Origin of the sequence: Myxococcus sp. XM-1-1-1 (genome assembly GCF_020037095.1) — a bacterium.
In the GTDB taxonomy this organism is placed as follows: domain Bacteria; phylum Myxococcota; class Myxococcia; order Myxococcales; family Myxococcaceae; genus Myxococcus; species Myxococcus fulvus.
The window spans coordinates 196,384-222,379 of record NZ_JAIQDH010000010.1 but is presented as its reverse complement, the minus strand read 5'-3'; the positions used below and the strand labels follow the sequence as shown (position 1 = coordinate 222,379).

The 25,996-nt window shown below is 71.2% G+C and carries 19 protein-coding genes; 6 read left to right on the top strand and 13 right to left on the bottom strand.

What is annotated here, in order from left to right; translation table 11 throughout:
• Positions 1–612, top strand: a complete 612-nt coding sequence (locus tag K8640_RS21280; protein WP_223748694.1) for a hypothetical protein — start codon at positions 1–3, stop codon at positions 610–612.
• Between the two features lie 4 nt (positions 613–616).
• Here the strand turns inward: K8640_RS21280 and K8640_RS21275 are convergent, their stop codons facing one another.
• From K8640_RS21275 to gltB, 3 genes are read right to left on the bottom strand one after another with little or no spacing between them, the layout of a single operon-like run.
• Positions 617–1,015, bottom strand: a complete 399-nt coding sequence (locus K8640_RS21275; protein ID WP_223748693.1) for a hypothetical protein — start codon at positions 1,013–1,015, stop codon at positions 617–619.
• A 14-nt stretch (positions 1,016–1,029) separates the two neighbouring features.
• The gene (locus K8640_RS21270) at positions 1,030–2,487 is read right to left on the bottom strand and encodes a glutamate synthase subunit beta (protein ID WP_223748692.1); all 1,458 of its coding nucleotides are present in this window, start codon (positions 2,485–2,487) and stop codon (positions 1,030–1,032) included.
• A gap of 3 nt (positions 2,488–2,490) precedes the next feature.
• Positions 2,491–7,047: a glutamate synthase large subunit gene (gene gltB / locus K8640_RS21265; RefSeq protein WP_223748691.1), complete on the bottom strand. Its 4,557-nt coding sequence runs from the start codon at positions 7,045–7,047 to the stop codon at positions 2,491–2,493.
• 238 nt (positions 7,048–7,285) lie between these two features.
• On the opposite strand from gltB, the gene K8640_RS21260 reads away from it, so the two are divergent.
• The 5 genes from K8640_RS21260 (at position 7,286) to K8640_RS21240 (ending at position 13,246) form a co-directional block, all read left to right on the top strand.
• Positions 7,286–7,774: an 8-oxo-dGTP diphosphatase gene (locus K8640_RS21260; protein ID WP_223748690.1), complete on the top strand. Its 489-nt coding sequence runs from the start codon at positions 7,286–7,288 to the stop codon at positions 7,772–7,774.
• A 133-nt stretch (positions 7,775–7,907) separates the two neighbouring features.
• Positions 7,908–8,771 carry an energy transducer TonB gene (locus K8640_RS21255; protein ID WP_223748689.1) on the top strand — a complete coding sequence of 288 codons (864 nt, stop codon included), beginning with the start codon at positions 7,908–7,910 and terminating at the stop codon, positions 8,769–8,771.
• 8 nt (positions 8,772–8,779) lie between these two features.
• The gene (locus K8640_RS21250) at positions 8,780–10,117 is read left to right on the top strand and encodes a PepSY domain-containing protein (RefSeq protein WP_223748688.1); all 1,338 of its coding nucleotides are present in this window, start codon (positions 8,780–8,782) and stop codon (positions 10,115–10,117) included.
• A gap of 129 nt (positions 10,118–10,246) precedes the next feature.
• Positions 10,247–12,547, top strand: coding sequence for a TonB-dependent siderophore receptor (locus K8640_RS21245; RefSeq protein WP_223748687.1), 2,301 nt, complete (start codon positions 10,247–10,249; stop codon positions 12,545–12,547).
• Between the two features lie 18 nt (positions 12,548–12,565).
• Positions 12,566–13,246: a Fe2+-dependent dioxygenase gene (locus K8640_RS21240; protein ID WP_223748686.1), complete on the top strand. Its 681-nt coding sequence runs from the start codon at positions 12,566–12,568 to the stop codon at positions 13,244–13,246.
• 9 nt (positions 13,247–13,255) lie between these two features.
• On the opposite strand, the gene K8640_RS21235 is transcribed toward K8640_RS21240, so the two are convergent.
• The 10 genes from K8640_RS21235 to K8640_RS21190 all read right to left on the bottom strand — a co-directional run bounded on the left by K8640_RS21235 (position 13,256) and on the right by K8640_RS21190 (position 25,989).
• Complete coding sequence (locus K8640_RS21235; protein ID WP_223748685.1) at positions 13,256–14,977, bottom strand: DEAD/DEAH box helicase; 1,722 nt, start codon at positions 14,975–14,977, stop codon at positions 13,256–13,258.
• 88 nt (positions 14,978–15,065) lie between these two features.
• The gene (locus tag K8640_RS21230) at positions 15,066–15,914 is read right to left on the bottom strand and encodes a metallophosphoesterase (protein WP_223748684.1); all 849 of its coding nucleotides are present in this window, start codon (positions 15,912–15,914) and stop codon (positions 15,066–15,068) included.
• 82 nt (positions 15,915–15,996) lie between these two features.
• Positions 15,997–18,753 carry a phosphatidylserine/phosphatidylglycerophosphate/cardiolipin synthase family protein gene (locus K8640_RS21225; protein WP_223748683.1) on the bottom strand — a complete coding sequence of 919 codons (2,757 nt, stop codon included), beginning with the start codon at positions 18,751–18,753 and terminating at the stop codon, positions 15,997–15,999.
• A 436-nt stretch (positions 18,754–19,189) separates the two neighbouring features.
• The gene (locus K8640_RS21220) at positions 19,190–19,951 is read right to left on the bottom strand and encodes a class I SAM-dependent methyltransferase (protein WP_223748682.1); all 762 of its coding nucleotides are present in this window, start codon (positions 19,949–19,951) and stop codon (positions 19,190–19,192) included.
• A 51-nt stretch (positions 19,952–20,002) separates the two neighbouring features.
• Entirely contained in the window at positions 20,003–21,013 is a 1,011-nt protein-coding gene (locus K8640_RS21215; RefSeq protein WP_223748681.1) for an MlaD family protein, read from the bottom strand.
• The gene (locus K8640_RS21210) at positions 21,006–21,752 is read right to left on the bottom strand and encodes an ABC transporter ATP-binding protein (protein WP_370640374.1); all 747 of its coding nucleotides are present in this window, start codon (positions 21,750–21,752) and stop codon (positions 21,006–21,008) included. The genes K8640_RS21215 and K8640_RS21210 overlap by 8 nt, the downstream gene beginning before the upstream one ends.
• Entirely contained in the window at positions 21,752–22,498 is a 747-nt protein-coding gene (locus tag K8640_RS21205; RefSeq protein WP_223748679.1) for an ABC transporter permease, read from the bottom strand. The genes K8640_RS21210 and K8640_RS21205 overlap by 1 nt, the downstream gene beginning before the upstream one ends.
• Positions 22,495–23,301: an ABC transporter permease gene (locus K8640_RS21200; protein ID WP_223748678.1), complete on the bottom strand. Its 807-nt coding sequence runs from the start codon at positions 23,299–23,301 to the stop codon at positions 22,495–22,497. The genes K8640_RS21205 and K8640_RS21200 overlap by 4 nt, the downstream gene beginning before the upstream one ends.
• Positions 23,298–23,996 carry an ABC transporter ATP-binding protein gene (locus K8640_RS21195; protein ID WP_223748677.1) on the bottom strand — a complete coding sequence of 233 codons (699 nt, stop codon included), beginning with the start codon at positions 23,994–23,996 and terminating at the stop codon, positions 23,298–23,300. Before K8640_RS21195 ends, K8640_RS21200 begins: the two co-directional genes overlap by 4 nt.
• Before the next feature lie 22 nt (positions 23,997–24,018).
• Positions 24,019–25,989 (bottom strand): putative metal-binding motif-containing protein, encoded by a 1,971-nt coding sequence (locus tag K8640_RS21190; RefSeq protein WP_223748676.1) that lies wholly within the window; start codon positions 25,987–25,989, stop codon positions 24,019–24,021.
• Positions 25,990–25,996: the final 7 nt, after the last annotated feature.

Sequence of the window (25,996 nt, the reverse complement as noted above, 5' to 3'; positions counted from 1 at the left end):
ATGCCCTTGTCCCCTGAGTCTCTGGCTGCGTACCTGACGCCCTTCGTTCCTCGCGACTACCGGTTCCTCTTCGAGTCGGAGGTGCTGGAGCCGGCGGACCTCGTCACGATCGGCTCGGCGTTGGCCTGGATGCAGGCGGGCCAGCACGATGAACTCGTGGGGTGGTATCGGGCACTGGGAGACGTGTTGTTCGAGCGGTTCAGCCTCGGGGCGCTACCGCAGCGACGAGCACTTCGCGAGCTGACCTCGGGGTCCGAGCTGCTCCGGGCGTTAGGCATCGTCGGCTCGCCCGACTGGGATGACGCCCTGGGCCGGTCCTGGTGGATGCGCGGCCTGCTGTTGGGCCTGCCTGAGGTCGGCTCGGGGGCTCTCGCGGGGAATCCGTATCAGTTGACCCTCGACCGATCACGGATGCCGGTGGAGCTTCATCCTCTAGCCTCCGTGGTAGCTGATGAGCTGTCCGCGCATGTGCGGTCCGCGAATGCGCTGGCTCGCAAGCTGGACCGCGCCATCGTCGCGCTATGGGGCTGCCCGGTGGAGCGACTGGACCAGCGCGTCACGGTGGCCGAGCTGGTCGTGGGTGGCTTGGAGTTGCAGATCTTCGAGCCGTAATGACCTAAGCCCCTGACGAGGTCTCTCCCTCATCGAGGACCTGTCGAGCCGCATAAACGGTGATTGCGAGAGTGCCTCGGAGACGAGCCATCTTCGTCAGGGTGTCGACCTGCAGGGGCCAGATTGTCGAATGGGGCTCGGTCCCACCCTCGATGCCGATGTCGAAGCTGCGGGTCGTGCACGCATCCCAGAGGTCTCGCGCTCGACCCTCGAGAGAATCGACGACTGCGCACAGCCCCTGGATGGCCTCATCGGGATTCGTGGGCTGCTCATTCAGCTCGAACGTCGCTCGGGGTCCCTCCTGGGACACGAGCACGAGCTTCTGCTCGAGGACCGGAATCAGTTCCTCGAGGTTCTGCCCCTCGACATCGAGGTCGACGTTCAGGAAGTCCGTGCGTGCCATGAGGCCCATCATGCTCAGAACGGACTGTCCGCGCCGCGCGTCGGCAACACGGAGACACCGCCAGACAGGTACGCGTCGATGGACTTCGCGGCCTCACGTCCGTCTGACAACGCCCAGACGATGAGGCTGGCCCCTCGGCTCGCATCACCCGCGCTGTAGACGCCCTCCGCCGACGTGGCGAAGCGTGAGTCCACCTGCACCGTGCCCCTGGGCGAAATCGCAACGCCCAGCTCCTCGAGCCCCGTGGTCTCCGGCCCCGTGAACCCCATCGCGAGGATCAACAGATCCACCTCGAGCGTCGTCTCCGAGCCCGGCACCTCCACGAGCCTCGCCCCTCCACCCACGGAGCGCTGCACCTCCACCTTCACCGCGTGCAGTCTCTCCAGCTTCCCCTCCGTTCCCTCCAGCCGCTTCGTCATCATCGCGAACGCGCGCTCGCCGCCTTCCTCCTGACTCGACGACGTCCGGAACACCACCGGCCACCGGGGCCACGGGTTCTCCGCCGAGCGAATCACAGGTGGCGCCGGGAACAGCTCCACCTGCCGCACGCTCTTCGCGCCCTGGCGCAGCGCCGTGCCCAGACAATCCGAGCCCGTGTCACCACCGCCCAGGATCACCACGTTCCTCCCCGACGCATCCAGCCGCGCCTGCGCCTCGCCGTGCCCACCCACGAGCCGGTTCTGGTGCTCCAGGTACTCCATCGCCTGCACCACCCCGGACAGCTCGCGCCCCTCCACCTCCAGCTCACGTGCCCGACGCGCCCCCATCGCCAGCAGCAGCGCGTCATGCCGCCCGCGCAGCTCGCGGAAGCTCACCGAGCCCCCCACGTCCACGCCCGTGCGGAACACCACGCCCTCCGCCTCCATCAATGCAATCCGCCGGTCCACCACGGACTTCTCCAGCTTGAAGTCCGGGATACCGTAGCGCAGCAGCCCGCCGACGTGCGCATCCCGCTCGTACACCGTGACGGTGTGCCCGGCCGCGTTCAGCTGCGCCGCCGCCGCCAGGCCCGCGGGCCCCGAGCCCACCACGCCCACCGTGCGCCCCGTCCTCCGCTGCGGAGGCCGAGGCTTCACCCAGCCCTCCGCGAACGCCCGCTCGGAGATCTCCTTCTCCATCTGCTCGATCGTCACCGCGTCCCGGTCGATGGCGAGCACACACGCCGCCTCGCACGGCGCGGGACACAGCCGCCCCGTCATCTCCGGGAACCCGTTGGTGCGACTCAGCAGCTCATACGCCTCGCGCCAGCGGCCCCGGTACACGGCCTCGTTGAAGTCCGGGATGAGGTTCCCCAGGGGACAACCCTGGTGACAGAAGGGGACACCACAGTCCATGCAGCGTCCGGCCTGTCGCTTCGCCTCCTCGGCCGCGAGCGGCAGCGTGAACTCGCGGTAGTCCCCGAGCCGCTCCTGCTTGTCCCGCTTCGGCGCGTGGACGCGGCCCCACTCAGTGAATCCGGTCGGCTTGCCCATCGCTCAGCCCCTCCCGCCCACGACGTGTTGGAGCTGCGCACCCACCGAGGTCTCCGGGGGCTTCTTCGCCGCGCGCCGCGCCTGCAGCACGCGCTTGTAGTCCGTCGGCATCACCTTCACGAACCGGGGCACCATCAGCTCCCAGTTGTCGAGCACCCGCCGCGCCAGCGAGCTGTGTGTATGCCGCAGGTGCCGCTCGATCATCCCGTGCACGAGCCAGATCTCCGACTCGTCCACCAACGACTCCAGCTCCACCATCTCCAGATTGCACCGCTGCCGGAAGGCCATCTCCCGGTCCAACACGTACGCCGTGCCGCCGCTCATGCCCGCCGCGAAGTTGCGGCCCGTGGGCCCCAGCACCACCACCACGCCGCCCGTCATGTACTCGCAGCCGTGGTCTCCCACGCCCTCCACCACCGCCTGCGCGCCGCTGTTGCGCACCGCGAAGCGCTCACCCGCGAGCCCGCGCAGGTACACCTCGCCCGCCGTCGCGCCGTAGAGCGCCGTGTTGCCCACCAGCACGTTCTCCTCGGCCACGAACCGGCTCGACGCGTGCGGGTAGACGATGATGCGCCCACCCGACAGCCCCTTGCCCACGTAGTCGTTCGCGTCGCCCTCCAGCTCCAACGTGACGCCGGACACCAGGAACGCACCGAAGCTCTGTCCCGCCGAGCCCTTCAGCCGCACGTGCAGCCGCCCATCCGGCAGCCCTCGCGCGCCATGCCTCCGCGCAATCTCGCCGGAGAGCATCGTCCCCACCGCGCGGTGCGTGTTGCTCACCGGCCGCGTCAGCAGCATCGCCGGGCCGCCCTCCAGCACGGCCTTCGCGTCCCGCAGCAGCTCGTGGTCCAGGTGGTCCGACACGTCCTTGGACCGGGCCTCGACGCAGTGCCGAGGCTCGCTCTCCGGAGCGGCCGGAGCCGCCAGCAGCGCGGACAGGTCCACCCGCCGCGCCTTCCAGTGGTCCACCGACGCGCGCTGGCGCAAGAGGTCCACCCGGCCCACCAGCTCCTCCAGGCTCCGCGCCCCGAGCTCCGCCATCTTCCGGCGCAGGTCCTCCGCGATGAGCAGGAAGAAGTTCACCACGTCCTCGGGCTTGCCCTGGAAGCGCTCGCGCAGCGCGCCATCCTGCGTGGCGATGCCCGCCGAGCACGTATTGAGATGGCACTTGCGCAGCATCACGCAGCCCACGGCCACGAGGCTCGCGGTGGCCATGCCGAACTCCTCGGCGCCCAGGAGCGCGGCCACCAGCACGTCGCGCGCGGTGCGCAGGCCTCCATCCACCTGGACGCGGATGCGCGAGCGCAAGCCGTTGTGCACCAGCACCTGCTGCGTCTCCGCCAACCCCAGCTCCCACGGCAGCCCCGCGTGGTGGATGCTCGAGATGGGGGACGCACCCGTGCCTCCCTCATAGCCCGAGACGACGACGCAGCCCGCGCCCGCCTTGGCCACGCCCGCGGCGATGGTCCCCACGCCCACCTCGCTCACCAGCTTCACGCTCACCCGCGCCGATGGGTTCGCGGACTGGAGGTCGTAGATGAGCTGCGCCAGGTCCTCGATGGAATAGATGTCGTGGTGCGGGGGAGGGGAGATGAGCGTCACGCCCGGCGTGGACCAACGCACGCGCGCGATGCGCTCGTCCACCTTGTGTCCCGGGAGCTGGCCGCCCTCACCGGGCTTCGCGCCCTGGGCGACCTTGATCTGCAGCTCGTCCGCGTTCACCAGGTACTCGGTGGTGACGCCGAAGCGCGCGCTCGCCACCTGCTTGATGGCGCTGCGGCGCAGGTTGCCGTCGTCGTCCGGCGAGTAGCGACGCGACTCCTCGCCACCCTCGCCGCTGTTCGAGCGCCCACCCAGCCGGTTCATCGCGATGGCCAAGGTCTCGTGGGCCTCCGCGCTGATGGAGCCGAACGACATGGCGCCCGTGACGAACCGACGCGCGAGCGACAGCGCCGACTCGACCTCATCGAGGGCCACCGGTTGACAGCGCTCCGTCGAGATCTCCAACAGCCCGCGCAGGTTGCAGTGCTCGCGCGTCTCGTCGTCCGCCAGTCGCGAGTACTCGGTGAACAGCGCCGCGTCGTTGCCGCGCACCGCCGCCTGGAGCTTCGCGATGGTGGCCGGGTTCCACTTGTGTCGCTCACCCTGGCGCCGCCACCGGTACTGGCCTCCCAGGGGCAGCTCGCCCTCGGGCTGCTCGAAGCCCCGGGCATGTCGCTCCGCCACCTCGCGCCCCAGCTCGGGCAGGCCCACGCCCTCCACGCGCGAGGACGTGCCGGTGAAGTGCCGCTCGATGAGCCCGCGCTCGAGCCCCACCGCCTCGAAGAGCTGCGAGCCCCGGTAGGATTGGAGCGTGGAGATGCCCATCTTGGACATCACCTTCATCAGTCCTTCCTCCACCGCGTGGACGTAGAGGTCCTGCGCCTTCTCCGCGTCCACGCCCAGCTCGCCCGCGTCCGCCAGCGCTCGCACCGTGTCCAGCGCGAGGTATGGATTCACCGCCGCCGCGCCGTAGCTGAAGAGGCAGGCGAAGTGATGCACCTCACGCGCCTCCGCCGTCTCCAGCAACAGGCCCGTGTACATGCGGATGCCGTCACGCACCAGGCGCTGGTGCACCGCCGACATGGCCAAGAGCGCGGGAATCGCCGCGTGCGTGACGTCCACGCCCCGGTCGCTCAAGAGCAGGATGCTCGCGCCCGCGTCCACGGCGTCCACCGCCGCGGCGCACAGCTTCTCCACCGCGTCCTCCAGCGCGCCCTCGCCACCCTCCAGCGGGTAGAGCAGCGACAGGCGCCGCGTCTCGAACAGGCCCTCGCCCCGGATGCTCGCGAGCCTCGCGAGCTGCCCGTTGGTGAGGATGGGGCCGGGCAGCGACAGCCGGTGGCACTGCTCCGGCGTCTCCTCGAAGGTGTTGCTCTCCGGGCCCAGCGCCGTGGCCAGCGTCATCACCAGCTTCTCGCGCAGCGGATCGATGGGCGGGTTGGTCACCTGCGCGAAGAGCTGGTGGAAGTACGAGAAGAGGCTCGGGGCCTGGTCGCTGAGCACCGCGAGCGGCGTGTCCGTGCCCATGGAGCCCACGGGCTCCTTGCCCGTCTCCGCCATGGGCGTCAGCACCGTGCGGATGTCCTCCACCGTGTAGCCGAACGCCCCCTGCAGCCGCGTCAGCTCGTCGCCGCGCAGCCGCTCCGGCGCGGCCACGGTGGGCAGGTCGTCGAAGGTGAAGACGTTGCGCTCCAGCCACTTGCGGTACGGCCAGCGTGTGCTGATGTCCCGCTTCACCTCCTCGTCCTCGAGGATGCGTCCCTCGGTGGTGTCCACCAGCAGCATGCGGCCCGGCGTCAGGCGCCCCTTGCGGCGCACCTGCGCGGGCGGCACGTCGATGACCCCCGTCTCCGAGGCCAGGATGATGCGGTCATCCTCGGTGACGAGGTAGCGCGCCGGCCGCAGGCCATTGCGGTCCAACGTCGCGCCGATGAGCTGCCCGTCCGTGAAGGCGATGGCCGCGGGCCCGTCCCACGGCTCCAGCAGCGCGGAGGAGTACTCGTAGAACGCGCGCTTCTCGTCCGACATCAGCGCGTCGCCCTCCCACGCCTCCGGAATCATCATCATCATCGCGTGGGGCAGGGTGCGCCCGCCCAGGTAGAGCAGCTCCACCATGTTGTCGAACTGCGCCGAGTCGCTCTTGCCCGGGACGATGATGGGCCACAGCGGCTCCAGGCTCCCGCCCAGCCGCGCCGTCTGGAGCAGCCCGCGCCGCGCCGTCATCCAGTTGCGGTTGCCACGCAGCGTATTGATTTCGCCGTTGTGCGCGATGAAGCGGAACGGCTGCGCCAGCTCCCACGTGGGGAACGTGTTCGTGGAGAATCGCGAGTGCACCAGCCCCAGCGCGCTGACGAACTCGGTGTGCTGCAGGTCCAGGAAGAAGCGCGGCAGGTCCGCGGGCAGGAGCAGGCCCTTGTAGATGAGCGTCTCCGACGAGAGGCTGGCGATGTGGAAGCGGCCCTTGGGGTCCACGCCGCGCGCCTGCACGCGGTTCTCCGTCAGCTTGCGGATGCGGTAGAGCTTGCGCTCGAAGGCGCTGGGTACCACGCGCCGCCGCGCGATGAAGAGCTGCCGGATGACCGGCGCGGCCTCCAGCGCCACCGGCCCCAGGTGCTCGGGCGCCACCGGCACGTCGCGCCAGCCCAGCACGCGCTGGCCCTCTTCGACCACCACCTCCTCGAGCGCCGCCTCACACGCGGCCCTCGCGTCCACCTCCTTGGGCAGGAACACCTGCGCTACGCCGTACTGCCGACGCGGGGGCAGCTCGAAGCCCAGGTCCGGCGCCTCGTGCTCGAAGAAGCGGTGCGGCAACTGCACCAGGATGCCGGCGCCGTCGCCCGTCCGTGGATCCTTCCCCGCCGCCGCCCGGTGACTCAGCCGGTTGAGCAGCTCCAGCGCGTCCTCGACGATTCCTCGAGAGCGCTCACCTCGCAGGTGGGCCACGAAGCCCACCCCGCAGGCGTCGTGTTCGGTCTCGGGCTCATAGAGGCCGTACCGGCCGGGGAGGATCGCGGTCATCAACTTCCCCTTTCCCGCCTGACGCGGGAGGTCATCGCTGTGTAGCTCTACGCTAACGCGTCGCGTCGACTCTCGTAAAGACGGGCAGGAGCAGGGGGCCGTCAGAGGGGCGGTGGGGCAGGGTGCCAACAGGGGGCCCCTCTCGGACGCAGGCTCGGGCCGTGGCCCGTCGGCGGATCCGCTATGAAGCGCTCCGCCCGGGCGAGCTCTCCTCGCGCGGCGTCATGAGGAGCGCGCCATGCCCTATTCACCCATCATCGGCACCCTGGGCTACGTGATGTCGCCGGATCAGCGCCGCGTGCTGCTCATCCACCGCAACGCGAGGCCGGAGGACGCGCACCTGGGCAAGTACAACGGCCTGGGTGGGAAGATGGAGCGCGACGAGGACGTGGCCGCCTGCATGCGCCGCGAGATTCGCGAGGAGGCCGGCATCGAGTGCACCCGCATGGTCCTGCGCGGCACGCTCTCCTGGCCCGGCTTCGGCAAGCAGGGCGAGGACTGGCTCGGCTTCGTCTTCCGCATCGACGCCTTCGAGGGCACCCCGCTGGAGCGCAACGCCGAGGGCACGCTGTCCTGGGTTCCCCTCACCGAGCTGCCTCGGCTGCCCATGTGGGACGGTGACAGGCACTTCCTGCCGCTCGTCTTCGACGAGGACCCCCGCGTGTTTCATGGCGTGATGCCGTACTCCGGCGGCCGCGCGGTGAGCTGGAGCTACACGCGCCTTTGAGGGGTGTCCGGGTGCTCTTTCCGCTCGGGGTACGGGCGCTATCAGCCTGTGTGGAAAATTTCCCGACTTCGCGCGCGGTGCGTTGACGACGCTCCCCGAGAGGCGTACTTCTGGGGAACTTCAGATAATGAGAATGATTCTCAATATCGGCGCTCACGCAGTCTCCGCCGAGGCCCCCACCTCGGGTGTCGCGACTCCGTCCGGAACCCTCTTCCGGATGGGCGAGTCGTCGGAGGGCGTGGGCGTCGGGTCCCGGTGGGGACGTGCGCTGGCGGTGGCGGTGGCGGTCCACGCGGGTGGGCTGGCCGCCGGGCTGGCGTTCGCGGCGCACCCGGTGGAGCGGGTGGTGGAGCCCGAGCCGGAGCTGGTGCTGCTGACCTTCAGGCCGCCGCCGCCGGCCTCGGGTGGACAGCCGCGGCAGGCGGCGAAGGAGCGCGCCTCGCGGCCCGCGCGAGCCCGGGTGGCGCGCCCGGTGGTGGAGCCTCGGGCGGTGGTGCCCCTGCCGGAGCCGAAGCCGGAGGTCGTCGAGCCGCCCAAGCCCGAGGAGTCGCCGGCCGTCGCCCAGGATGAGTCGTTGCCGGAGTCGGACTCGGGCGCCCGGACGGAGTCGGGGCCCGGGCCGGTGGTGGCGGGCGGTGTCGCGGGTGGGGTGGAGGGTGGCATGCAGGGCGGCATCGTCGGCGCGTCCGGCGGCGCGGGGGACGCGGTGGGGCTTGGGCAGGTCCTGCGGGCTCCGGTGGTGTTGAAGCAGCCCCGTCCCGAATATCCGCGACGTGCGCGGAGCGACGGCATCCAGGGGCTGGTGCTGGTGCGAATCATCGTCGGCACGGATGGCGAGGTGGAGACGGAGCACACGCGCGTCATCCGCTCGATTCCGTCGCTCGACGCGGCGGCCATCTCCGCCGTCAACCGGTGGCGCTTCACGCCGGCCATCGGCCGACTGGGGCGTCCCGTGCGTGTCATCCTCGAGCTCCCCGTTCAGTTCTCGTTGAAGTGAAGCAGCCCATGGCCCTCCCGTTTCGCAAGACGCTGTTCTGGATTCATCTCGTCGTTGGAGTCGTGGTGGGCATCGTCGTCGCCATCATGTCGGTGACGGGGGTGGCCATCGCCTTCGAGCACCAGGTGCTCGACTGGGCGGACTCCGAGGCGCGCACCGTGTCCGCTCCCGGGCCGGGGACGACGCGGCTGTCGCTCGAGGAGATGATCGCCAAGGTTCGCGACGCGAAGCCGGACGCGCAGGTGTCGGGTGTGACGGTGTTCCCGTCGGAGACCTCGGCGACGCAGGTGGCGCTGGGACGCGCGGGCGTGGTGTTCGTGAACCCGTACACGGGCGAGGTGCGCGAGAGCTCGGCGAAGGGCTGGCGCTCGTTCTTCCAGGTGATGGTGGAGTGGCACCGGTGGATCGCGCTGGGCGGCGACAACCGCGCGGTGGGCAAGGCCATCACCGGCGCGTGCAACGCGGGCTTCCTGTTCCTGGCGATCTCCGGCCTGTACCTGTGGTGGCCCCGCAAGTGGACGCTGAAGACGGTGCGTCCGGTGCTGTGGTTCCGGCGGGGGCTGAAGGGCAAGCCGCGCGACTTCAACTGGCACAACGTCATCGGCTTCTGGACGCTGCCCGTGCTCATCGTCCTCACGGCGTCGGGCATGGTCATCTCGTACAAGTGGGCGTCCGACTTCGTGTACACGCTGACGGGCAACGCCCCTCCGGCGCAGCAGGGACCGGGCTCGGCGGCCGTGAAGGTGGCGCCTCCGTCCGAGGACGCCGCGCGCAAGGACCTTGGTTCGCTGCTGGCCGTGGTGCAGGGGCAGGCCCCGACGTGGGAGAGCATCACGTACCGGCTGCCGTCGCCTCCGCGCGGGGCGGGTGGCAATGCGCCGGGTGCACCGCGAGGTGACGGTGAGGGCAAGGCTCCGGTTGCCGAAGTCGCGCAGCGAGCCGGCAACGAGTCCGCTCCCGGTGCCAGGCCCCAGCGTCGCGGCCCTGACGATGCGGGCAAGTCCGACGGCAAGGTGGACACCGTCAACTTCAACGTGAAGGTGGAGGACGGCTGGCCGTACTTCGCCGCCACGCAGTACGCGCTGAATCCCTTCTCGGGCGAGGTCGCCAAGCGCGAGGGCTACGCCGACTTCAACAGCGGCCGCAAGGTCCGCACCTGGCTGCGCTTCCTCCACACCGGCGAGGCGCTCGGCTGGCCCGGCCAGCTCATCGCCGCCATCGCCTCGCTCGGTGGCGTCTTCCTCGTGTGGACCGGCTTCGCCCTGTCGTGGCGTCGCTTCTTCCCGAAGCGCCAGCCGCGCCACATCGAGCCCGTGGCCACGGGCGCGTCGGAGACCCCCGTCTAGGTTCCATCGCACCGGGCGGGCGAGGTTCCCGCGATGCCCTCGGGCGTCATCAATTCCGACTTTGAAAATCGCAGTCATTCTCAAGATACATCCGAGACGACCCGTGAGGGTCGGGGAGTGGGGAGCGCCATGTCTTTCAGCAAGTCACGCAGCCCGGGGATTCGAACGAGCGTCGGTCATGTCGGAGGCGTCCGCGCGGCGCTGAAGCCGTGGGGGCCGGCGGTGGGGCTCGCCTCCGCGCTGGCCGCGGGTGGCGCGGTGGCCCAGGAGCCGGCCGTCGCTCCGGAGCCGGTGGCCGCGGAGGAGTCCGTCGTCGCGCAGCCCCAGGACGCGCAGCCCGCGCAGGGCGAGGCGCCCGGGACGCAGGGCACCGAGGGCCACTTCACGCTGCCCACCGTCGAGGTGCAGGCGGAGGCGGAGGGCTACCAGGTCCGCGAGAGCTCGCTGCCCCGCGCCCAGCGCGCGCTGGTCAACACGCCGCAGTCGGTGACGGTGGTCTCGGAGGCCGTGCTCGAGGAGCAGCAGGCCACGTCCGTGCGGGACGCGCTGCGCAACGTCTCCGGCATCACCATGAGCGCCGGCGAGGGGGGCCGTCAGGGTGACGCGTTCATCCTGCGGGGCTTCTCCGCGCAGAACGACATCTCCCGCGACGGCGCGCGCGACCTGGGCTGGTTCACGCGCGACACGTTCAACCTGGAGGGCGTGGAGGCCTACTTCGGCCCGTCCGCCGTCCTCTTCGGCCGGGGCTCCGCGGGCGGCGCCATCAACCTGGCGACGAAGAAGCCCCAGCGCACCAACTTCCAGGAGGTCGCCCTCAGCGGCGGCACCGCGCCCTCGGGCCGCCTGGAGGCGGACGTCAACCAGGTGCTGTCCGACGACCTCCAGGTCCGCGTCAACGCCATGGGCCAGCTCGCCTCCACCGCGGGCCGCGACGTCGTGCGTGACAACCGCCTGGGCCTCGCCCCGTCGCTGCGCCTGAAGATGGCGGAGTCCACCACGCTGGAGCTCGACTACCTCTTCCAGCGCGAGGACGGCATCCCCGACTACGGCGTGCCGTACTTCAACGGCCGCCCCGTCCCCGAGACGCTGGACGTGCCGCGCGAGAACTTCTACGGCGTGAAGGCCGACAAGGAGCGGGTGGACGCGCACGTCGCCACGGCCCGCGTCATCCAGGGCCTGGGGGACTCGCTCCAGTTCACCAACACGCTGCGCTTCGGCCGCGTGGACCGCTTCGCCAGCCCCACCGCGCCGCGCGGCCTCACGCCCGCCGCGGACCCGACGACCATCGGCCGCCAGCGCTTCCAGACGGAGACGGACAACTCCTACCTCTCCAACCAGGCCACCGTGGGCGGTGAACTCCAGACGGGGTTCATCAAGCACACCGCCAACGTGGGGCTCGACCTGTCCTGGGAGAAGCGCGGCCAGGCGCGTGACAACCTCAACGCCACCGGCCTGCCCACCGGCCCCAACCTCCCGGCGGACCTGTTCAACCCCGACGCGGAGCCGGACCTGTCCGCCGTGTCCCCGGTGTTCGCCAGCTCCAGCGTGAGCATCCAGCGCACCCTCGGCCTGTACGCCGCGGACCAGCTCCAGCTGGGCGAGTACGTGGAGGTGCTGGGCTCGCTGCGCTGGGACGTGTTCAACACGGACTACTCGCAGGTGGCCGCCTCGGGCGCGAAGACGCGCCTGCGCGCCAGCGACCACACGCTCAACTGGCGCGCGGGCGTGGTGCTGCACCCGGTGGACAAGGTCAGCGTGTACGGCATGTACGGCACGTCCTCCAGCCCGTCCGCGGAGCTGGGCTCGGTGTCCGCGGACACGATGAGCCTGGACCCGGAGAAGAACGCCATCCTGGAGGCGGGCGCCAAGGCGGAGCTGTTCGAGGACCGCCTGGGCCTGACGGCCGCCGTGTTCCGCGTGCGCAAGACGGACGCGCGCGTGCCCAACACGGACCCGGAGGGGCCGCCGCAGGTGCTCCAGGGTGAGCAGCGCGTGCAGGGCTTCAACGTCGGTATCGCCGGCACCATCGTCGAGCGCTGGAAGGTGCTCGCCAACTACACCCTGATGGACTCCGCCATCCTGGAGCACACCAACGAGTACCTCATCGGTCAGCGGCTCCCGAACACGCCGCGCCACAGCATCTCGCTGTGGACCACGTACTCGCCGCTCAAGGACTTCACGCTCGGCGGCGGCGCCGTCTTCCAGGACGTGACGAGCGTCAACAACCCGGCGAACGCCAACACGGCCACCAGCTTCGTGCCGAACTTCTGGCGCTTCGACGCGTTCGCGAGCTACGCCCTGGGCAAGGCGCAGCTCCAGCTCAACGTCTACAACCTCACCAACGTGCTGTACTACGACCAGTACTACGGCGGTCACGCCGTGCCCGCGGACGGCATGTCGGCCCTGCTGACGGCGCGGTACCGGTTCTAGTCTCCCAGGAGCGCGGTCATGATGTTGCACATCCCGAAGGTCCTGACCGCCTCCGAGGTGGCCCATTGCCGTCTGGTGATGGAGCAGGCGGACTGGGCGGACGGCCGGATCACGGCCGGCCACCAGTCCGGCCAGGTGAAGAAGAACCTCCAGCTCCCCGAGGGCGGCGCCGCCGCGCGCGAGCTGGGGGAGCTGGTGCTGGCGGGGCTGGAGAAGAGCGCGCTGTTCCTCTCCGCCGCGCTGCCCCAGCGCATCTTCCCGCCGCTGTTCAACCGCTATGACGCGAGCATGTCTTTCGGCTCGCACGTGGACAACGCCATCCGGCGCATCCCGGGCACCGGTCAGCGCGTGCGCACGGATGTGTCCGCCACGCTCTTCCTGTCGGAGCCGGACAGCTATGACGGGGGCGAGCTGGTGGTGGAGGACACCTACGGCCACCACGCCGTGAAGCTGCCGGCGGGGGACCTCATCCTCTACCCGGCGACCAGCCTGCACCACGTCACACCCGTGACGCGGGGCGCGCGGCTGGCGTCGTTCTTCTGGATTCAGTCGATGGTGCGCGACGTGTCCCAGCGCGCGCTGCTGTTCGACCTGGATGCGTCCATCACCCAGCTCCACCAGGAGGTGCCCTCAAGCCCCTCGCTGGTCATGCTGACGGGCGTGTACCACAACCTGCTCCGCCAATGGGCGGAGCCCTGAGTCGTCCGCTCAGCCCCGGTCCTTGCGGACGATGACCTTGCGGCCGCGAATCGTCGCCGCCTTCAGCGCGGCGATGACGCGGTTGGCGTCCGGCTCCGGCACCTCCACCAGCGAGAAGCCGTCGCCAATCTGGATGGCGCCGATCTGCGACGAGTCCAGGCCCGCCTCACCCGCGATGGCGCCCACCAGGTCCGCGGGGCGCATGCCGGCCTGACGACCCGCGCCGATCCACAGGCGGGTGACGTCCCACGTCGGGGCCGGGCCTCCACGGCGCGGTCCCCCGCGCTCGGGACGGCCAGGACCGGAGCGGCCCGCGGGAGCACCGGGACGGCCGGGGCGCTCCTTGCGGTCCTCCTTCGGCGCGACGGCGGGGATGTCCTCCTCCTCCTTCGCGCGGCCCTCGTCCTGGGCGTCCTGGAGCAGTTTCACCGCGGCGGCGGCGATGTCGAGCGGCTCGTACTCGCTGGCCAGGTCCTCCACCAGCCCCCGGAACGAGTCCTGTCCGCCCGCCACCAGCGTCTCGCGCAGGGTGGCGCGCAGGAGCTCCTGCCGCTTGGCGCGCAGGTCCGCCACGGTGGGGACGGTGGACACCTGGATGCGCTGGCCGGTGACCTTCTCGATGTTGCGCACGAGCCGGGCCTCGCGCGGCTCCACCAGGGTGATGGCCACGCCCTCGCGGCCGGCGCGGCCCGTGCGGCCGATGCGGTGCACGTACGCCTCCGGGGCGTTGGGCACGTCGAAGTTCACCACGTGGGACAGGCGCGGGATGTCCAGGCCGCGCGCCGCCACGTCCGTGGCCACGAGCAGGTCCGTGCCGTGGGACTTGAGCTGCTTGATGACCCTGTCCCGCTGCTCCTGCGTCATACCGCCGTGGAGCGCGTGCGCGCGCCAGCCCCGGCCGTTGAGCGACACGGTGAGGTCATCCACCTCCGTGCGCGTGCGGCAGAAGATGATGGCGGCGGTGGGGGACTCCACGTCGAGCAGGCGCCCGAGCGCGGCGATCTTGAACGCGCGCGGGACGATGTACGCCGTCTGGCGGATGCGCGGCAGCTCGCCCGGCTCCACCTTCTCCTTGGCGATGCGCACGCGCACCGGCTGGCGCAGGTGGCGCTCGGCGATGCTGGCGATGCGCGGCGGCAGCGTGGCGGAGAAGAGGGCCGTCTGGCGGTCCTCGGGCGTGCCGGACAGGATGGCCTCGAGGTCATCGGCGAAGCCCATGTCGAGCATCTCGTCGGCCTCGTCGAGCACCACGGTGCGCACGTTGTCGAGCTGCAGCGTGCCCCGGCGCAGGTGGTCCAGCGCGCGGCCCGGGGTGGCGACGACGACGTCCACGCCCCGCTTGAGCACGCGCAGCTGCTGGCCGATGACCTGCCCACCGTAGAGGGGCAGCACGGTGGCGCCGAGCTTCTGGCCGTAGCGGTGGATGGCCTCGGAGACCTGCATGGCCAATTCGCGCGTGGGCACGAGCACCAGCGCGGAGGTGGCGTGGGGGCCGGCCTCTCCTGGAACCAGGTGGTGCAGCAGCGGGAGGGCGAAGGCCGCCGTCTTGCCGGTGCCGGTGGCGGCGATGCCCAGCAGGTCCTTGCCGGCGAGCAGCGGCGGCAGGGAGGCGTTCTGGATGGGCGTGGGCTCCTCGTATCCGAGGGCGGTGAGCGCCTCCACGAGCTGGGGCTTGAGGCCCAGGGATTCGAAGGTGGCGTCGGGGGGCGAGGACGGCGGTGCGGAAGTCACGCGGGGCTTGTACCACCGGCCTCCGTCCTCGTGCCTCGAAGAATCGCCGTTCTGTCCCACATCTATCGCCCAGGCGTGCGTGTCGGCCTCAGCGGACAGGCAGTGTGCCCAGGTGGGTGACCTCCTGGATGGCGCCCCGGGAGACCTGGAAGAGGGCGAAGGCCTCCGCGCCCTGCTCCACGCTCGCCAGACAGCAGACCGGGGACTCCGCGCCGGAGGCCCACTTCAAGGTGCCCCGATAGCGTTTGTGCAGGTGGCCGCAGACGACGAGCCGGGGCTGGAGCGCCTCGGCCACCAGTCGGGCGTACTCGTTGCCCACCGCGTCCGCATGGGGGCTGCGGCGCTGGTGCTCGAAGTCCTGGCGGTCCTCGGCGGCGACGAGGCCGGAGGGCCAGTCGTGGACGAGCAGGATGTCCGCCCGCTCCAGCCCCAGGGCCTGCTCGATGTCCTGCTCGTTGAAGCACGCATAGTCCTTGTTGGAGACGGTGCCGAGCAGGGACAGGGCGGGGTGGGGCTTCTGGAAGCCGGGGGCGTCGTGGATGCCCGAGAGGCCGGCGATGCGCAGGCCGCGGGTCTCCACGACGCCGACGCGGCCCAGGTAGCGGCAGTTTGAGGTGAGCAGGAAGCCCTCGGGGGCCGTGTCCAGGTAGCCGTGGGGCTCGTGGTTGCCGCCGATGAAGTACACGGGCCAGGGGAAGCGCCGGCGCTTCTGGTGGTAGTGCGCGAAGTCGCCCAGCTGTTTGTAGCGAGCGGGGGCGGCCATCGTCGCCAGGTCCGCCTCGTCGCGGTGCGGCTCGAAGTCGCCGACCTGGAGGACGAAGGCCAGCTCCCGGTTCGCGCTCTTCGCCCAGGACTGGAGGGTGGACACCATCCGGTCCATCCGGCCGTGCACGTCGCCCACGGCGGCGAAGCAGAAGGTGTCGGGAGGCGGGGCCATGGGGGACTCCAGCATGGCGCATCCGCGCGCCGGACGGCGCAGCGACGCGGTGGGCTGGCGACGGCTGACCGGGCGTTGGGTCTCAGCCGACGAGCGAGGGCCAGTTGCGGCCGACCCAGGCGCGCTGTTCGACCTCTTCGCGCCACCGCGGGTCTTCCCGGTCGATGCGGCGCGAGGTGGCGAAGAGGGCCTCGAGCGCCGCCAGCATCCGCTCGGTGAAGGGGGTGTCCTCGACGACGAGCAGGGCCTCGCTCTCCCAGTAGGCGGCGGTGACATCCAGGTTGGCGCTGCCCACCGCGACGGCCCGGGTGTCGCACACGAGGAGCTTGGCGTGGACGTGGGGGAAGAGGCGCTCCAGCTCCGGCTCCCAACCGGGGCGCGAGCGCAGCGCCAGCTCGTGGGCGATGCCGCCCTCGGCGATGACCGCGTCCAGGCGGCTGCGGACGTAGCGGTCAGCCACCTCTCGAATCGCGCCCCCGGGGAAGTAGGTCCGCGCGTCGCCGTGATGGGGCCGCACGCTGCCGAAGAGGACCTCCACGCGGACACCGCGCTTCAGGGCGGCGATGAGCGCGTTCTGGATTTCGAGCAGCAGGGGGAAGGTGTTCACCAGGACCAGCCGTGAGCGCGCATGGCGGATGAGCGCGAGCTGCGTGTCCAGGGTGTGCGTGTCCTTGAGTCCCTCGTGCAGGGCGATTCGGGCCGCCATCGTCCCCGCCGGCGCGCAGGGCGTCAGTGGGAATGGCTCGCCGCCCGCGCGGGTCCACTCCGCGAGGAACGCGCGCTCCAGGTCGGTGACCAGCGGACCTTCCAGTCTCGCGCCGCAGTCGAGCCAGGGGATGTCGCGGTAGTGTGTATCCCGGCGCAGCTGCACCTCGTCGAAGCCCGTGTAGTACGGCGCGCCGAGGTTCCGACCCGAGACGAACGCATGCGTGGAGTCGACGAGCGTGAGCTTGCGATGGTTGCGCTGCTTGAGCTCGTAGAGGTTGGGGCCTCCGACGAGCGGAGCAATCGCGCGCACCTCGACGTTGGGTGTCCCGGAGAGACCGACGAGGGCGGGGTTGAGCGCGCCGAAGGAGTCGTGCCCGCTGTAGAGCGCGTCGGCGAGGAAGCGCACGCGGACACCTCGGGTGGCGGCCCGCTTCAGCGCCTCGGTGATGCGGGCGGTGATGGGGTCGTCCTCGACGATGTAGCACTGCCAATGGACGGTGGTCCGCGCCCCGTCGATGGCGGCCAGGACCGATTCGCGGGCCTGGGCGTTGTCGAGCTCGAAGTCGATGTGATGGCCTGCCATGCGCGGGCTGCATCCGGCGAGCGTCAGGTCCCGGGCCCAGGCATCCTGCTCGGACGGGAGGGGGAGCGGCTCCAGGGGCGTGTTCCGGGGCAGGGCCTCGCACTCCTCGGGGCTGAGCGTGCGGATGGCGGGGTGGACGGGCTTGTAGGTGTCGCGGGTGATGACCGCGGCGATGGGGACGTGCGCGGCGGCGAGTCGGGTGGCGACGCGCAGGAGTCGCTGTCCATCGACCTGTCGGGGCACGTCGTCCGCCCGCGCATCGTCGAGCCACGCGCTGGCGTCGAGCAGCAGAGGCCACGCCAGGTCGGGCAGGTGCTCACGCAGCCGCGCGCGCTGTTCGTCGAGCGAGTCGCTGTCCCGCATCCGCACGAAGACCAGGTGGCACCGGTCCTCGGCGAGCTCGCGGACGGCGAGCAGCGTGTCCTCCTCGACGAGGCTGTCGACCAGCAGCAGCGGCTTGTCCGGGGCGAGCACGTAGCCGGGCACCAGCTCCCGCGAGGCGGAGGTGTCCGAGAAGGAGAACGCCAGGGGATGCAGCCCGCGCAGGTGCCCGAGCCACGCGGCGTCGAGGATGGCGGTGCCTCCCTGGTAACGGACCTCGCCGAGCGCGGCGCCATTCGCGAACACCGTCACGAGGCCCGGCTCCAGGAGGCTGACGCTCGACAGGAGGCCGACGCGCTCGACGGCGAAGCGCGGGGCCAGGCCGGGAGCCACCAGCGCATCGGAGACGGCGGGGTGGTCCTCGAAGAGCGTCAGCCCCGTCTGGGTTCGCGGCAGGAGGAGGGTGGGGACGCGGGCCTCCTGGAGCGCGCGGGCGCCCGTCATCCCGACGTACAGGGCCTCCAGGTCCGCGAGGGAGTCGGTGGGGACGACGAGCAGTCCCGCGCCCGAGCGCAGGGCGACGTCGTCGAAGGCCTCCGCACGGCTGCTGGCGGCGTTCGCGGTGAGGGACTCGACGAGCAGCGTCTGGGTGATGCCCAGCGCCTTCGAGAGCGCCTGGAGCTCTCCGGTCTGCTCCGGCGCCAGGCCCGTGGTGAGCGCGATGAGCTCCGAGGGCTGGGCGCAGTGGGACAGGAAGCTGGCCACGGCTCCGAGTCCCCGGCCATCGGGCGCGATGGCCAGGGCCATGCGTGAGGGCTCGGTGCTGGCCGTGTCCGGCGCGCGCCCCAGGGAGAGCACGGGCAGGTGCTCCCGGAGGACGAGCCGCAGCATCGCGCCCACCCGGGCCCTGGGAGACGTGTCCAGCAGGGGGCCGAGCACGACGAGCCCGGCGCCGTGTCGGCGCGAGACCTGGACCAGGTCGCTGATGTCGAGATGGGTCTCCAGTGCGCCGGTGACCTGGATGGCGGGGCTCCAGTCCTGGAGCGTGTGCCGGAGCCGGTCCAGCACGGTGAGGCTGGTGGGCGGAGGTGCCTCCAGCTCGCTGCGCTCGGGGACCAGTCCGTACAGATAGACGGCCTCGGGCTCGGACGTCAGTCGCCGCACCGCGTGAAGGACGTGCTCGGACTCGGAGCCTGCATCGAAGACGACCACCAGACGTCGGAACATGGGGTGCGCGATTCCCGGGACGGACCTGGGCCGCGCCTTCACCGACGCTCGGCTCCGGGACGACCCTGGAGCCATCATGCCGGGAACCGGCCCGGTTGGCGTCACTGGAACGAGGGAGCAGGAACTCCGGAGGCCACGTCGGACAGGGGAAGACTGCCACCTCGCGAAGTCGTGCGCCGGACGAAAGTGATTGCCTCGGTCAAGGAGTCTGGTTTGTCGCGTGCCAAGACTCAGGGCATGGCCCATTCAATGCGTTGCGGGAGGCAGTGGGTGGCGCTCGTCGTCGCGAGCATCATCCTGGGCTGTGGGCGTGACGTGTCGGAGCACCGGGAGGGGATTCGAGCTGGGACGTGCTACGGCGGGGCACGACATCGATGCGTGGATGTCGAGCTACTCGCCCTGACGCCGAGGCGCGCTGGCCTCGTGACATCGAAGGCTATGACGGCTTCCTCGCCTCGACGAGGAAGCGCGTCGTGGTCGCGACGAAGGGGCCACCTCGTTGGAGGCGCTCGTGCAGGGCTCGCAGTTGGGGGCGGTACTGGTCCACGGTGAAGCCCGGGACCATCCAGATGACCTTGCGCAGGAAGTAGATGACCGCGCCGATGTCGAAGAACTCGGTGCGAAGGTGCTCCAGGCGCAGGTCGATGACCTCGAGCCCCGCGGCCTCGGCCTCCGCGCGAGCATCGTCGGGGTGCCGCTTGCGGTGGACCTCCGCCGGGAGCGGACCGAGGAAGTACTCCACCAGCTCGAAGACACTCGCGGGGCCGACCTGCTGCGAGAAGTAGGTCCCGCCCGGTTGCAGGACACGGGAGATCTCCCGCCACCACGTCGTCACGGGATGGCGGCTGACGACCAGGTCGAAGGCCTCATCCGCGAAGGGCAGGGGAGGCTCGTCCGGGTCCGCCACCACCACGACACCCCGGGGATGGAGCAGTCGGGTGGCCTTGGCGACATTGGGAGGCCAGGACTCGGTGGCCACGATGAGGCGGGGCAGGGGCGCCACGCCCGCGAGCACCTCACCGCCGCCGGTCTGGATGTCGAGCGCCGCCGAGGCTCGGGCCATCCTCGCGCCCAGCTGCTTCTGGTAGCCCCAGGAGGGCCGCTGCTCGGTCGCGCGTCCGTCGAGCCAGGAGAAGTCCCAGCCCTCCACCGAAACGCTCGCGGCTTCCGCCTCCAGGTCCTCATAGCTTCGAGACATGGTCTGGGTTCCTACCGGGGCCCTCTCGCCGTGTCACGGCAAGGCGTCACGTCAGTCCTTCCAGAGGATCTTCCACGGGTGCTTGCGCAGATCCGTGACGAGCGTTCTGAGCTCGTCATACAGCGTGGGATCCTGCAGGACCGCGCCCGCCGTGCCTTCTCCGGCCTCGATCCGGGCCAGCACCCGGTCCGCGCGGGCCGCGATGCTGTCGAGCTGTCCCGCCGCGGCCGTGAGCTTCTCCAGCGCCAGCTTCACGCGCTGCCCGTCCTCGGGCCCCAGGGAGCCGGTGAGGGCCGCGAGCCCATCCAGCGTCGTGCCCGCGGACTTCGTCAGCCCGGGCAGCTCGCCCCTCAGCACCGCCGCCGTCGCCGCCGCATCGTCGAGCAGTCGCGCCGCCTTGCCTCCCGGCTGGAGCGCCTCGCGCGCGAGCTGTGAGAGCTGGCGCAGGTCCTTCGACGCCGCCGCCAGCTCGGAGGCCAGCACCTTCACGTCACCCCGGTTCTCCGTCAGCACCTCGTCCAGCGTCCGCGTCAGCCGCGAGATGTTCGCCACCAGCCCCGTCACCGCCTCCGGGTCCTTCTCCAGCATCTCGGAGAACATCTCGATGAAGCGCGAGAGCTTCTCCGCCAGCAGGTCCAGCCGGGGCGCATCCGTGCCGCGCACGGCCTGGCCCGCGGGCAGCGCGCTCGACTGCGTGCCCGGGTTCAGCTCCAGGTAGGGCTCGCCCAGCAGGCCCACCGTCGCCACCGTCACCCGCGCATCCGAGCGCAGCGCGCCGAGCGACTCCGGCGACACCGCCAGCTCCATCCGGACGGGCAGGGGACGGCCCTGGGCATCCCGACGCTCCGGCATCAGCCGGATGGCCTGCACGCGCCCCACCTGCACGCCGCCCAGCTTCACCGGCGCCCCCTCCACCACGTTGCCCGTGTGGCCGAAGTCCACCGGCAGCACCGTGCTGGAGCCGAACGACAGCTCGCCCATCAACCACAGCAACACCAGCACGCCCATCACCGCCGCCAGCACCAGGGCGCCCACCTTCAATTCCAACCGTCGCTCATCCATCCGTCGCACCCTCCATGAACGGCGCCGTCAGCACGCGAAGCTCCGGCGCGGAGGACTCCAGGAAACCCTCGGGCGGCCCCAGGTACGCGCACTTCCCCTGGGCCACCACCAACACCCGGTCCGCCAGCCCCCGCAGCTGGCGATAGTCATGCGTCACCACCAGACCGCCCAGCCCTCGCGCCTTCAGCGAGGCCATGACCTCTTCCACCTGCGTCGCCGCGCGCCGGTCCAGCCCCGTGGTGGGCTCGTCGAGCAGCAGGTAGCGCGGTGAGAGCACCAGCGCCCGCGCAATGGCGGTCCGCTTCTTCGCGCCGGGCCCCAGCTCGGGCGGCAGCCGGTCCGCCCACTCGAGCAGCCCCACCTGCTCCAGCGCGGACTCCACGGCCTCCGCGGGAGCCGTCGGGTCCGCCAGCCACACGTTCTCCCGGAGCGTGCGCCAGTCGAGCAGGGCGGGGCCCTGGACCAGGTACGGCGCCCGGCGCCGCAGCTTCACCAGCTCCCGCTCCGGCCGCGTGTCCACGCGCTCGCCCCACAGCTCCACGCTGCCCGAGTCCGGCCGCAGCAGGCCCACCGCCATCCGACACAGCACGCTCTTGCCCGAGCCGCTCGCGCCCGCGATGAAGGTCAGCCCCCGCGTGGACACCTCCGCCGTCACGCCGTCCAGCACGCGCCGCCCCCCCTCGAACGCGACGCGCACGTCCGTGAAGCGCAGCGTGTCCGGAGGGGCGTCGTCCGCAATCACAGGCGCACGAGGTGGAAGGCGAGGGACACGGCCAGGTCGATCAACAGACACCCCAGGCTCGCGGCGACGACGCCGTCGGTGGTCGCCTCGCCCACGGCCTCCGCGCCTCCTCGCGCGCCCAGGCCCGCGACGGCCGCCGCCAGCGGGATGTACAGCCCGCACGCCACGGCCTTCAGCCCCGCGGCGAGCACGTCCCAGCCATCCACGTAGCGCGGGTCCATGAAGGCCCGGCCATCCACGCCGAAGACGAGCCCCGCCACCGCCGCGGCGGACAGGGTCGCGGCCACCGTCCCCAACAGGCTGAGCAGCGGCACACCCAGGACGCCCGCCACCACGCGCGGCGCCACCAGGTCCGAGTAGGGGTCCCCCGCCGACATCTCCAGCGCCTCCACCTGCTCGTTGACGCTCATGGTGGACAGCTCCGCCGCGTGGCTCGCCCCGGCGCGGGACGCCGTCAAGAGCGCGGACACCACCGGCCCCAGCTCGCGAATCAGCAGCTCGAAGTACGCGGGCCCCAGCACGGCCACGTTGCCCACGAAGCGCCGCGCCTGGCTGTTGGCGATGGTCACCAGCACCGCCCCGAAGAACGCCATGCCGGTCATCACCAGCCACACGCTGCGCCCACCCAGCTCGTGGAGCTGCACCAGCGACTCGCGCCAGGACACGCCCTCGCGCAGCCCCGCCCGCGTCGTGCGCGCGAACAGCACCACCGGCGCGCCGAAGAAGCGCAGCACCCGGTTCATGTCATCCACCCGGCGAGCACGAGCGTGAGCACGAAGTCGAGCAGGAAGATGGCCGCGCACCCGCGCACCACCGCGCTCGCCGCCGCGCGTCCCACCGCCTGGGCGCCTCCCCGCGCGGACAGCCCCACCGCCGTGGACACCAGCGAGATGGCCAGGCCGAAGGCCCCCGTCTTCAGCACGCCGCCCAGGATGTCCAGCGGGCTCAGCATGTGCGCGAAGGTCCCGAAGAACGTCCGCAGCGGCAGGTCCAGGGTGAGCAGCGCGGCCAGGGCCTCGAACAGGATGGCCACCAGGAACGTGAAGGTGCTCATCGCGAGCATGCTCAGCTCCATCGCCACCACGCGCGGCGCCACGAGGATGGCGAAGGGGTCCAGGCCGATGCCGCGCAGCCCTTCAATCTGCCCGCCCACCTGCATGGTGGCCAGCTCCGCCGCGTTCCTCGCGCCGATGCGCGCGGACATGATGAGCCCCAAGAGCAGCGGACCGAACTCCCACAGCACCCCGTAGCCCGCGGCCCACCCGAGGAACGCCCGCGCCCCGAAGCGCTGGATGTACAGCCCCGACTGCAGCACGACGATGACGCCCGCCAGCGCCGCGGTGGCCAGGGCCAGGGGCAGCGAGTCGTAGCCGAACTGCACCAGCGCCCGCGCCAGCTCGCGTCGCTCCAGCCGCGGCAGTCCCAACACCGTGCGCGCCGCGACGAGGGCCAGCGCGCCCGCGCCGCGCACCGCCTCCAGCCCCACCGCGCCCGCGCCACGCACGGTCCTCAGCCCGGGGCTCTCGACGCGCGGCGATGGGCTCACGGGAGCACCTCGTCCTGTTCGCGCTCCAGCTCCGGCGCGGGTGCCCCGTCGTATATCAACCGCCCGCCTCGCAGGTAGAGCCAGCGGGGCAGGGGAAGGTCCACCGGGGCCTCGGGCGCGGCGACCAGCAGCGTGCCTCCGCGCGAGACCTCCAGCAGCACCCGCGCCACCTGCCGCGCCGTGCCCGGGTCCAGGCCCGCGAAGGGGTCATCCGCCAGCAGCACCGACGGACGCGCCGCCAAGGCCCGCGCCAGCCCCGCGCGCTTCTTCATGCCTCCGGACAGCCGCTCCGGCAGCGTGTCCGCCGCGTCCGTCAGGCCCACGGCGCGGAGCACCTCGTCCGCGCGCGCCTGCGCCTCGTCGTGGGGCACGCGCCGACGCGTGAGCGGGAAGAGGACGTTCTGGCGCACCGTCAGCGAGTCGAACAGCGCGTCCGTCTGGAACACCATGCCGAACGAGGCCTGCCGCGCGCGGCGCTCGGCGGCGGACAGGCCCGCCACGTCCTGGCCATCCCACAGGACGCTTCCGCTGAACGCGGGCGACAGCCCCGCGAAGGCCTTCAGCAGCGTCGTCTTGCCCGCGCCCGAGCGGCCCAGCACCACCGCCTGTGTGCCCGGAGGCAGCGCGCACGCCACCTCCGCGAGCACGGTGCGCGCGCCATGCCTCACCGTCAGGCCTTCCGCACGCAGGTCCATGGTGGAACCCGGCTCCCGCCGCTCAGGGCTTCCAGCGCGTGAGCAGGCCGTCGTGGCCGGCGGCCCAGACCTCGCCCGGGCCGAAGCCGCCCAGCGCGTTCACCGTCTCCGACGGGGTGGCGACGGTGCTCCACGCGACGCCGTTGAAGAAGTGGAGATCATCCACCTCCGACGACGCCGCGTAGATGCCCGTGCGGCCGAACGCGAGGATGTCCCGCAGGTTCGGCACCGTGCCCCCGTTCACCGTCAGCGCCGGCTTCTGGGTCCACGTGCCTCGCGCCTTCTCCAGGAGCAGGCCGTGCTCACCCGCCACGTAGAGCATGTGGGGGGTGAGCACCTGGACCGCGTTGAGGTAGCCCGTGGTGGTCTCGGGGAGGCCCAGCGCCTCGCGGGTCCAGGTCGTCCCCGTCTGGGGCGAGCTCCAGGCCACCGGATGCTGTTCGCCGTTCACCGTCTCCGCGCCGACCACCACCAACGCCTCGGCGCTCAGGCCGTGGATGTCCCGCAGGTTCGCCGCGAATCGGGTGATGATCGTCGGGTCCGGCTGGTTCCCCGAGGCGCCATGGTCGTAGCTCCAGGACACGACGTGCCCCCCGCTGGAGACGCCATAGACGGTGAAGACGTTGCTCTCCGGGTCCGGGAAGCCCACCAGCCCGTTGATGGAGCCCGGCTGGCCACTGGGGCGGGTCTCGCAGGCGGTGTTGAGCTCGCCGGGCATCGACGTGGCGAACCGTCCGTCGCTCGAGCCCAGGAACACGCGTCCGTTCGGCGCGGCCCATGCGGACCGCCAGTCGCCCGCGCAGTTCGTCGCGGCCGTGAAGGTGTTGCCGGCCACATGGACGACGCGACCGCTCCTGCCGGCCAGCCAGCCCCGTTCCGCTTGATAGTTGGCCACCGCGTCGAACCGCGCGCTCGTGTCGTTGAGCACCGTCCGCTCGTTCCAGGACACCGCGCCGCAGCTCGGCAGCCCGTTGTCCACCCCACCGGCGCAGTCGTTGTCCAGGCGGTCGCAGACCTCGGTGCCGCTCTCGGACACCTGCTCCGAGCCCTCGTCGCAGTCACCGGACTCCGTCACCGCGCCAGGCTCGGGTGGAGTGCAGCTCAACCCCAGCGTGGGGCCACCCTGGCCGTCACCGTCGTCATCCGCGAAGTACTCCTCGGGCACCAGCGCGCTGACGCAGTCCGCCACCTCCGCGGACTGACACTGCCGTGTTCCCGCGCAGCGCTGGGCCGTGACGCAGCTCGCGCCCACGTTGAACGCGTCGTTGTCCGGGGTGCCATCGCAGTTGTCGTCCTTGCCGTCGCAGCGGAACTCCGACTGGCCCGGATGCACGAGGATGTCCTCGTCGTCGCAGTCGCCCGCGCGCGTCGCGAAGCCCACCGGCGCCGCGCAGCCGGTCTGGGGCGCGGCGCTCGCATCCCCGTAGCCATCCCCATCCACGTCCACCCAGTACTGGACACTTCCGGGCGCATCGCTCTCGCCCGCGACACAGTTGTTGTCCACGCCGTCGCACACCTCGGTGGCGCCGGGGTGCACGTCCGGGCGCGCGTCGTCGCAGTCGGTGCCCGGGTAGTCGCCCTTCATGGCGAAGAAGCCGTCGTCGTCCAGGTCCTCGGCGCGCAGATCCAGCTTCAGGTCCGTCAGGTTCTCCTCGGGAAACTGCACCTCCGCGGACTGCCGGGCGATGACGGGACCCTCGCACGAGCCCTCGTGTGCCTCGGCGATCACCCGGAGGTCCGGACTCCAGCCCGCCTGCTTCAGGATGACGCCGACGCGCGTGTCGCTCCGGGCCTCCGCGTTCACCGTCACCACGCCCGACTCCCGGCGCGTCGGCTCCCGGCGATCTTCCACGGCGAGCGTCAGGCACTGTGGCCGGAAGGTCGCATACGTGATGAAGACCCGGAGCCCCCCTTCGTTGGTCGAGGTCTTGCTCTTGCAACCCGTCATCGAAAGTGTCAGCAGCCCTACACCCACCAGGAATAAACGCATCATCAATGCA